We start from the raw sequence: 10,147 nt of genomic DNA, 5'->3' as shown, positions 1-10,147 counted from the left end.
ACATCAACCGCCCCATGGCGAGGGATGTATCCGCAACCCACGGTCCGTCAATCAGCGACCAGGGCCTTCCTGAGGTCGGCGATGTCGCTTGGGTCGGCACCATTATGGAGGAGGTACTCGCGGACGGAACCGTATCGGGTATCGATCAGGTCCAGGATCTCACGGATCAGGGCGGCCGGGGTGATGGTGATCATGGGCACCAGGCGCTTGGGGAAGTCGACACCTGAGCGGGCGATCATGGCCAGCATGGCATCCTTCCAGGCCCCCGACAGGTTGGCCTGGGAGGAGGCATAATCAGCGATGACCTGGTCACGGTCGGCTCCCGCCATGTCCAGCAGGAAGGCGATGGACGTACCGGTCCGGTCCTTGCCCGCCGAGCAGTGGATCAGGGTTCCGCGCCCCTGCCGGGCCATGCCGGCGGTGCGGTGGAGCACCTGCACATAATCCGGGCCGTTGTGGGCCACCAGGGACAGGTAGGACCTCCGGAGCGTGGCCTCGGCGTCCATCTCCTTGCCCGACTCAATGGACCGTTCCCTGTCGGCGTCGATGGGCATGGCACCGTCCAGCATGGGGATGTGAACGTCCTTGATTCCTGCGAGCTCGGGATCGGGCATGGCCCTGGCCTCGTCATCGGTACGCAGGTCCAGGACCAGCCCTATCGGGGAATCCTCCATCTGGTGCCTTCCCTGGGCGGTCAACCCATACAGGGCCTCGGACCGATAGAGGAGACCGGACCTGATCCGACCGTCAAGGGTCTTGATTCCGCCAAGATCACGGAAATTATAGAGTCCATCAATGTGTTCCATGTCTTCCCACCTTCATCTGCAACATTCCTTGCCCGAATTTAATCAGCAGGCCCCTACCCGGACCTGGGCCATTCCTTTTACCATATCCCGGACCGTTCAACCCGGGAGCTGATTATGCAGGACGCGAGCGTGACGGGACCGACCTCCCCATGCCCCACCACGAGTCACCGACCCCCCGGCTTTCCCCTATACCTGTCGGGCTTACACAATTGCCGATATATTGTGGTGCTATGACGAGCCAGCCTTCCGCAGCCCTGCCGACAGACGTTCCGGACCTGCAGGGATACCGCTATGTCCGTTTCCTGGGCCGGGGCGGAACCTCATCGGTCTATCTCTACGAGCAGGAATCACCCTCGCGCCCGGTGGCCGTCAAGGCGAATGCACACAGTCAGGCCGCCCATGAGCTCTTCCTGAAGGAGGCCGACTACCTGGCCAGGCTCTCCACCCACCCCTACATCCTGACCATCCACCAGGCGGCGGTCAGCGGGGATGGGCAGGATTGCCTGATTCTGGAGTACGCCTCGGGGGGCAGCTGCAAGACGATCATGCACTCGGGGGGGCTGGACCAGGAGCAGACGCTCGACCTGGGGGTGCGGATGGCGAGCGCCCTCTACAGCGCCCACACCAAGGGCATCATCCATCGCGACATCAAGCCCGGCAACTTCCTGATCACCGAACAGGGGCTCCCCGTCCTGGCCGACTTCGGCATCTCGGCCTCCACCTACGGCACCTCCCGGGCCAAGGGGCTATCGATCCCCTGGGCGGCGCCAGAGGTCCTGGCCCATCGGTCTGGAGGATCGGAGGCCAGCGATATCTACTCCCTTGGGGCCTCCCTCTTCGGTATGCTGACCGGACGGTCCCCCTATGAGTACGGGTATCAGGTGGCCGACGAGGACCAACTCGCCCAGGCCATCATCCTCCAGGACCTGCCGACCCTGCTCAGGGGCGAGGCCTCGCCCGAGTTCGAGCGGGTCCTGGACAGGGCCATGGCCCACGACCGGGACGACCGCTACTACACGGCTCTCGACTTCGGGCGGGATATGCAGGAGATACAGCAGGAGTTCTACGGTCATATGACGCCGTTCGTCGGTGATGGGATCGACCCTTTCCCGGACGGGGGCCATGGCGGGCAGGGCACCGGACAAGGGACCAATGCGGACCTGAGCGGCCTGCGGGGCGGTACAGGCGCTCGCGGCAATGGCGGACGGCCCGGAAGGGGGGACCTGCGCGGCGGATCAGACAGACCATCCGCCCTCACGGAGAAGAAGACACCCGGAGGATCCAAGAAGAGGGGGCCACTTTCTCGAGGATGGGCACGTCCGGCCCTGGTGGCGGGTGCGGCAATCCTGGCGGCGGCTCTGATATCCCTGGTGGTGGGGCTCGTCGTCCTGCCCGGCCGCGACAGCATCAAGGCCGGAACGACCACGACCGCGCCCGGGAATGAGACCTCGACGGCGATTCCGGAGGAGCCCGGCACCCGGGGCGATACCGGGGACCACGCCCCGGTACCCTCGGTCGTCGAGGGGAAGGGGACCTACCAGGGGTCTACGGTCACCTTCACCTGGCGCAACCCGGATCCCAAGGCCGGTGACACCTATACCTGGCATCTGCTCGGCGACCAGGGCGGCGGGCACGGATCCAGCGCCCAGACCGGGGAGACCAGGGCCGTGATCCCCCAGGCGGAGGGCGGGCAGACCTGCATCTCGGTCAGTCTGGTACGGGCCGATAGGCGGGTCTCCCAGGAGCCGACGACGATTTGCGCCACCCAGGAGCAGGGATGAGGCCCTGATCGTGGTTCGGCCGGGCATGGTTGACCACATTGTTCTCCGAGCCGATTTTCCCGGGTACGGGAAGTTAGACTCGAATCACCGGGGACCCGAATGGGCGGGCGATGAAAAAGAAGTCCCTTCCGCCAACGCGGGAGCGCCCGGGATGGCACCATGAATGCATATCGGAAGCATCATCACAAGGCAGGAGCAATGATGGGTAGTGGGAGCGGGTCCTCGTGGCTGCACCGGACCAGGCGACGGGTCCGCTCCCTCATGTCCGGGGCGCGCAACCCCTGGGCCATGCCGGTCATGGTTCTTCTGGCCATGCTCCTGATCGGGACCGGGGCCATCCTCCTGAACACGATCAATCGGCGGCAGGTGCAGGTTGATGACGGGAGTGTCTGGATCAGCTCCCAGGATGAACGCAAGGTGGCCCGGTTCAAGCCGGCGATAGGCGAGGCCGACGTGGCCCTGTCAACCAATACGAACAGGTTCGACCTGGCCCAGAGCGGGTACACCACCATCCTGGGGCAGGATGGGGCCATGTCGGCCATCAGGGCCTCGACCGCCAGCATCGGCGACCGGACCAGGCTGGGTGCCCAGGTCGAGCAGATCGTCAACGGGCCCACCGTCGCCCTCTTCCAGAAGACCACCGGCAAGGTCTGGGTGGGCAGGGCGGACACTCTGAAGACCATGGACCCGGATCAGAGACAAGCAGTATTGACCCTGGGCCGGGGCGGGGCCGTGGCCGTCACCCCACGGGGGTCCGTCTATGCCTTCCGCCCCTCCGATGGGGCCGTTCTGGTGGTGGATGGGCCCGACGGGAGGACCCATCATGCCCTGGATTCGATAACCGGCGGCAGGGCGATCAGGGCCGACGGGATGGCCGTGGTCGGCGACCAGGCGGTGGTCCTTTCCGGCAGGACCCTGTACTGGTCCAAGGGGTCCACCCGCCTGCACAGTTCAGGCGATCCAAGGCTGCAGGAGACCCCGGTCGACCAGGACCAGCAGGGTACCTGGGTGGGGGTCGGCGACCAGCAGGGTGTCCACCTGGTCGACCTGGACGCACCCGGCACAGATCCCACCCTGATCGCCACCGGAGGGAGCGGCCAACCTGCCCGTCCGGTCTCTTCGGGGGGCTGCCTCTGGGCGGCCTGGTCCTCTCCGGGCAGGAACTTCACCCGCCTGTGCGGCACCAGGGGTGGCATGCCGGCCGGTCAGAGCCGGGGTCATGGGTCCAGGTTGGATAGCCGTCTGGTCACCCTCCAATCCATCTCCCCGACCACCAACCTGGTCTTCCGGACCAACCACCGCCAGGTCATCCTCAATGACGTCCAGGCCGGGAACGTCTGGAACCCGCGCAAATCCACAAAGATGATCAAGATCCAGTGGCAGACCATGGAGGTCAAGGAGACGCAGGCCTCGAACCAGAAGGAGGACTCGGCCAACAACCAGCAGCGGTTCGCCCCCACCTGCGACACCCGTTCAGGGGCCATCAGGGCCGAAGACGACCAGTTCGGCATCAGGGCAGGGTCCCAGACCATCCTGGACCCCCTGCGCAACGACCACCAGACGGACTGCTCGGTCCTGCAGATCAGTGACGCAAGAACCTCCAGCGGCGAGATCACCCTGGCCCCGGTATACGATGGCCGCTTCCTCCAGGTCGATGCGGCCCGGGCCCATCCCGGCACCGTCAGGATCAACTATTCCATCACCGACGGTCACGGGCAGGTCTCCTCGGCCGGCATCGACCTGGAGATCACCCCGGGCGACATGGGCGGTGAGGACAGGGCCCCGGAGCAGGTCGACACCCCATCCGAGTACGAGGTGGAGCAGGGGGCCACCATCGATGTCAACGCCCTGGCCGGTTTTGTGGACCCCGACGGGGACCCCATGACCCTGGTCTCGGCCAACCCCACCAACTCCGACCAGGTATCGGTCTCCACCCGGACCGACGGCAGGCTGACCCTGGCCGCGGGGTCCGCCACATCAGGCCGGATCAGTGTCAAAGTGACCGTTTCGGACGGAAAACTGAGCGGGGAGGGACTGGTATACTTCTCCATCAGGCCGGCCAACACCCTGAACCCCCTGGTCGACCCGGTCATCCGGCAGGTCCAACCCGGACGGACGGTCAGGATAGGCCTGAAGCAGGCCGTACACGGCAATTCGGCCCAGCCCCTGCAGCTGACCAGGGTCGAACAGCCCAAGGAGACCCGGGTGGAGACCAACACCGAGGACCTCTCCTTCACCTTCAGCTCACAGACGCCGGGCACCTACTACCTGCCCTACGCGGTGGCACAGGGCGACCATGCCACCCAGGGGTTGGCCCGGTTGGAGGTGGCGCATATCAAGGGGGATGCGGCCAAGCCCGTCGCCGTCAACGACGTGGCCCTCCTGGGAGCCGACCAGACCGCGATCGTCGAGCCCCTGGACAACGACCTGGACCCCATGGGCGGGGTCCTCTCCCTGACCTCGGTGTCGGTGGACCCGGCCCTGGGCATCAAGGCGGGCATCGTCAACCACAAGCGGGTCTACCTGACGGCACGCCAGGTACCCACCCGACCGGTCAGGATCTCCTATACCGTCACCAATACAGCCGGCGACGCCCAGGGGACCATCACCCTGCAGCCGCCGCCCCTGGACAGGAGCGCCTCAACCCCCAAGGCGGGCAACATCAGCGCCCAGGTCCGTCAGGGAGGCCTGGTCACGATCAGGGTCATGGACCACGTGACCTACCCCGACGGCACCACGGTCAGCCTGGAGCCCGACCTGGGCAGGGACCAGGGGACCTTCAGGGGGTTGGTCTTCGTCTCCGGCGACACGGTTCGCTACCAGGCCGGGCAGGAGACGGGCGCCTACCCCGTCACCTACACGGTCAGGGACAACCTGGGCAATACCGCCTCGGGGACCATCACCTTCAAGGTCCATGCCGACAACCAACGTGACAAGCCGGCGCCGACCCCCGGTGACGTCCAGGCCCAGGTGGCCGCCGGTGCCAAGGTCCGCATCCCCATCACCCTGACGGGCATCGACCCGGACGGTGACTGCGACACCCTGTCCGGACTGGGAAACCAGGCGCCCAAGCTGGGCAGGATCACCCAGGTGGGAGCCGACTACATGGTCTATGAGTCCTATGCCGACTCCAGGGGAACAGACGACTTCACCTATGCCGTCGAGGATTGGGTCGGACAGCGTGCCCAGGGCCACATCCGCATCGGCGTCTTCCGGGGTCCCACCGGCGGGAACGTATTCAGCCGTGACGACCATGTGACCCTGAGACCGGGGACGGCGGTGGACGTGCCCGTGCTGGCCAACGACATCTCGGGAGACGACACCGTGCTGGACCTGGACCCCCACCTGGAAGCCACAGGGGTCTCCGATGCCAAGGTTGTCGGCGACATGATCCGCCTGACCACCCCGGCCCAGGCCGGCACCTCGTATGTGGTCTATCGGGCCAGGAACCGGGCCGGCATCAGCGACCAGGCCACCCTGACCATCACCACGGACCCCAAGGCGCCGATACAGCCGCCAACCGTCCAGGACTACGACGTGGCCCCTGCCGACACGATCGACAAACGCACGGTCGAGGTCAACCTTGCCGGCTCCATGGCCAACCCCTCGGGGACCATGGATGACCTGAAACTGGAGGTGCACCCCAGCGCCAGCGACCATGCCCGGGTCAAGGGCGGCCCCGGGTCCACCACGCTCAGCATCGACCTGACGGGCCAGGCCAGGGCGGTGCCGTACACGGTCACCAACACCCGGTACAAGATCACCTCCACGGCCTTCGTCAAAGTGCCGGCCTACGGGGTCTTTCCCCCGACCCTGCGCCCCAAGGCGCCCGCCCTCCAGGTCCGGGCCGGGCAGAGCATCACCATCGACATCGCCGACCAGGTGCGGGTAGGGGCCGGCAAGACGGCCAGGATCGCCTCGGCCGATTCCGTTTCGGCGACCAAATCCGACGGGTCCGACCCCTATGTGGACCCGACCACCCTCAAGTTCACCGCAGGCAAGGACTATTCAGGCCCCGCCTCACTGACCTTCACCGCGCAGGACGGGGTCCCCGACGGGAAGACCATCGTCAACTCGGCCGTCCTGACCCTCCCCATCACCATCGAGGGCGGACGCGAGGAGCCGCCCTATCTCTCGGCTCCCACGATCGACCTGGTGGCCGGTGATCCGGCGCAGACCATCTCCCTGAGGGCCCTGACACAGGTTCCAGAGGGGAGCCGGTCCAGCTCGTACACCTATGCCACCAGCGGGGCCAACGGCCCCATCCGGGCCACGCTCACCCCCCAGGGTCAGCTCTCCGTCAGCGCCGACAAGGCCGCCACACCCGGAGCCAAGGCCACCCTCCCCGTCACCATCACCTATGCGGGCGGCAACGTCGGGGGCGGGCTGACCTTCAGGATCGTCAAGACCACCCGTCCCCTGGCATCGGTACCCTTGCGCGCCGTCAGGGCCAAGGCGGGCCAGAGTCTCGATGTCAACGTCCTGGAGGGGGCCATGAATCCCTTCCCCGACACCCCCTTGAGAGTGGTTGGCGTGGTGACCGACGACGCATCCAAATTGACCGCCTCCTCCGGCGAGGACGGCCGGGTAACCATCAGGGCCGACAAGGACATCGGCGCCTCGACCAACACCGTCCTGGTCACCGTGGAAGACGGCACCAGGGACAAGGACAGGCGGGTCAGCGCCGCCATAACGGTCAGCATCATCGACAGGCCACAGGCCCCCAAGGTCCTGGCCGGGTCACCGCGCACCGGGGACGGGACAGTCTCCCTGGCCTGGGAACCGGGGAACGCCAACGGAAGCCCCATTGACGAATACAGGGTCTCCTACCAGTCGGATGCGGGCTCCGGGCAGCAATCCTGTTCGAGGGCCACCACATGCACCGTCACCGGCCTGACCAATGGTCGGGACTACAGCTTCACGGTCCAGGCCCACAACGAGGTCGGGTGGTCTCCGGCCTCCTCCCCCCTTGCCGCCAGGCCTGACGTGATCCCCGGCGGCGTCCGCAACCTGTCGATGGACGGCAGCGCCAAGGAAACCCTGACGGTGAGGTGGGACCAGCCCGAGAACCGCGGTTCGTCCATTGACCGATACTCGGTCCAGGCCAACGGCCCCGGATGCGGATCCATGCGCAATCGCGCACCCACATCGACCAGCGCGGTCTTCTCCGTCGATCATCAGGATGCAGGGCAGGCCTGTTCCGTCACCGTCATCCCCTCCAACATGGCCGGGGCCGGGGCGGCCGAAACCGCCTCCGGGTCCACCTGGTCCCACCCCGACCCGCCCATTTTCGAGAGGGCCGAACAGAGCGACCCCACCGACAATCCCGATCAGGTCGACCTGACTTTGACCCCGGGCGCCAGCCATGGCAAACCCTGCGGGGACATCCTGGTCACCATCGAGGGAGTCGATCCCTCGAGAGCCTCCTGGACGCTGGGATGCACCCTGCAGACGGCCACGGAGCAGATCACCCTTCCCGCCTCGGTGGCCAACCCCGGAGACACCATCCGATTCAAGGCCGTCAGCCGGATCGGCGGCATGGGCAGCGAGGGGATGTCACCGCCCACCACCAGGGAATTGACTCTTGCAGGAGGGCAACCGTCCACGATGCGCACCCTGCGGAACCGTCGAACACCAACCACCCGTAAGACCGGATATGCCCCGTCAGACGCCCGGAACCGCATGGCGGGCCGGGTCATCGGAACCAACCAGGTCTCAGCAGAGGACAAGGATTGACAGACATGAATGACCAATTCCAGGATGATGCCACCCAGGATGAGCGCAGCCCTCTCAATGATGCGACCAGAGTGGGCGGTCCCCGATCCGGATCCGGCCAGATGCCGCCATCCCTACCCGACCCGGACCAGCCCACGGACCAGGCTGACCGGGGCGAAAGGAAGGGAGGATCCGCGGACCTGGAAGACAGCACCAGACTGGGCACCTATCAGGCCAGACCCCTGGCGGACGGCAGGCCCCTGATCCTGGACGACGGGGACGAGGGCCCGGAAGACAGACCCTCACGGTCCAGCCGCATGAAAATCCTGCAACGACAACGCGAGGCCATGCTGGGCGGTCTCGGACACAACCCGAAACAGACCAATGGTCAAAAGCCCCTTGGAGCCGGTGAGACCCAGGCACGATCGATTCCGGCCAGGCAGCAGGATGGAACCGATCCATCCCAGGCCGCAGCAGCAACCAGGAGAGCCCCTTCCCCGAGTATCTTCCCGACGGGGACCAATTCGCCCAGGTCCACGAACGCAAGAGAATCGGCTGGGTCTTCGGCACCGTCCGCGGAACAGTCCAGCCCGAACCTGTCCACGGACAAAACCGGACTGTTCAAGTTCACAGATGACGACAAACCGATTGACGCTCCGGAACAGTCCATGGAACAGTCCGCGGAACAGTCCAGCCCATCCTGGTCCGAGGAAGAAGCCGGTCACTCCCGGTTCACAGGTGGAGCCAGGCCGATCAAGACACCAGGGAGGACCGAAACATCCCTGTCCGACGAGACCTATGCCAGCCCGATCATCGCAACAGGCGAAGCAACCGGACACCATGGCGGGCAAACACCCACAGCCAGACAACCACCTGCAACAGGCGGCCCCACAATGGACCGCGACGACTTTGCCCGTACCTTCCGCTCCATCACCGAGAACGTCGGCAGGGCGGTCGTCGGCAAGGAGAGGACGGTGGAGTTGTGCGTCACGGCGCTGATTGCGGGTGGCCACATCCTTCTGGAGGACAACCCCGGCACCGGCAAGACCCAGCTTGCGCGAGCGCTGGCCAGGTCCATCGATGTCGAGTTCAAGCGGATCCAGTTCACCCCCGACCTCCTTCCCTCGGATGTCGTCGGTGTCACCTTCTACGACCAGGCCGAGGGGAGGTTCTCCTTCAGGCCCGGCCCGGTCTTCGCCTCGATGATCCTGGCCGACGAGATCAACCGGGCATCCCCCAAGACCCAGTCCGCCCTCCTGGAGGTCATGGAAGAGGAGAAAGTCACGGTTGACGGCAACACCTACCGGGTACCCCACCCCTTCATGGTCCTGGCCACCCAGAACCCGATTGAGCAGTTGGGCACCTACAGCCTGCCCGAGGCCCAGATGGACCGCTTCCTGATCCGGACCTCCATGGGGGCTCCCGGTCATGAGGCCAGCATGCGCATCCTCCAGGAGGCCGACATCAGGGACAGGGCCGGACTGGTCACCCCGGTGGTCGGAGCCGACGAGATTGCAGACATGGCCCGGTACGCCTCCAGCGCCTACTGCGACCCATCGATCATGGAGTACATCATCCGAATCATCGAGGCCACCCGCCACAGCAAGGCCATCAGGGTCGGCTCCTCCATCCGTGGAGGCCTGGCCCTTATTCGTTGCGCCCGCATCAGGGCCTGTTCCCAGGAGCGGGATTACGTCATCCCCGACGATGTCAAGGAGCTGGTCGACCCGGTCCTGGCCCATCGCATGGTCCTGGAGACCGAGACCAGACTCTCCGGTGTCGATGAGCACCAGGCACTGGCGAAGGCCCTGGCGACGGTCCCCGTTCCCACGGCGGAGCGCTGAA

At 65.9% G+C, this 10,147-nt stretch carries 4 protein-coding genes; 3 read left to right on the top strand and 1 reads right to left on the bottom strand.

Features of this window, described 5'->3' with window-relative positions:
• Positions 1 to 47: 47 nt before the first annotated feature.
• Positions 48 to 806: a tyrosine-protein phosphatase gene (locus tag Q0K62_RS01805; RefSeq protein ID WP_297316276.1), complete on the bottom strand. Its 759-nt coding sequence runs from the start codon at positions 804 to 806 to the stop codon at positions 48 to 50.
• Between the two features lie 230 nt (positions 807 to 1,036).
• Between Q0K62_RS01805 and Q0K62_RS01800 the strand changes: the two genes are divergently transcribed.
• The 3 genes from Q0K62_RS01800 to Q0K62_RS01790 all read left to right on the top strand — a co-directional run bounded on the left by Q0K62_RS01800 (position 1,037) and on the right by Q0K62_RS01790 (position 10,146).
• Complete coding sequence (locus Q0K62_RS01800; RefSeq protein WP_297316275.1) at positions 1,037 to 2,587, top strand: serine/threonine-protein kinase; 1,551 nt, start codon at positions 1,037 to 1,039, stop codon at positions 2,585 to 2,587.
• A 198-nt stretch (positions 2,588 to 2,785) separates the two neighbouring features.
• Positions 2,786 to 8,323 carry an Ig-like domain-containing protein gene (locus Q0K62_RS01795; protein ID WP_297316274.1) on the top strand — a complete coding sequence of 1,846 codons (5,538 nt, stop codon included), beginning with the start codon at positions 2,786 to 2,788 and terminating at the stop codon, positions 8,321 to 8,323.
• A gap of 5 nt (positions 8,324 to 8,328) precedes the next feature.
• The gene (locus Q0K62_RS01790; protein ID WP_297316273.1) at positions 8,329 to 10,146 is read left to right on the top strand and encodes a MoxR family ATPase; all 1,818 of its coding nucleotides are present in this window, start codon (positions 8,329 to 8,331) and stop codon (positions 10,144 to 10,146) included.
• Position 10,147: the final 1 nt, after the last annotated feature.

The sequence above is a fragment of the uncultured Bifidobacterium sp. genome (assembly GCF_945269915.1).
GTDB classification, from domain to species: domain Bacteria; phylum Actinomycetota; class Actinomycetes; order Actinomycetales; family Bifidobacteriaceae; genus Bombiscardovia; species Bombiscardovia indica.
Note: the sequence above shows the minus strand (reverse complement) of the source record. Positions and strands in the feature narration are given on the sequence as shown.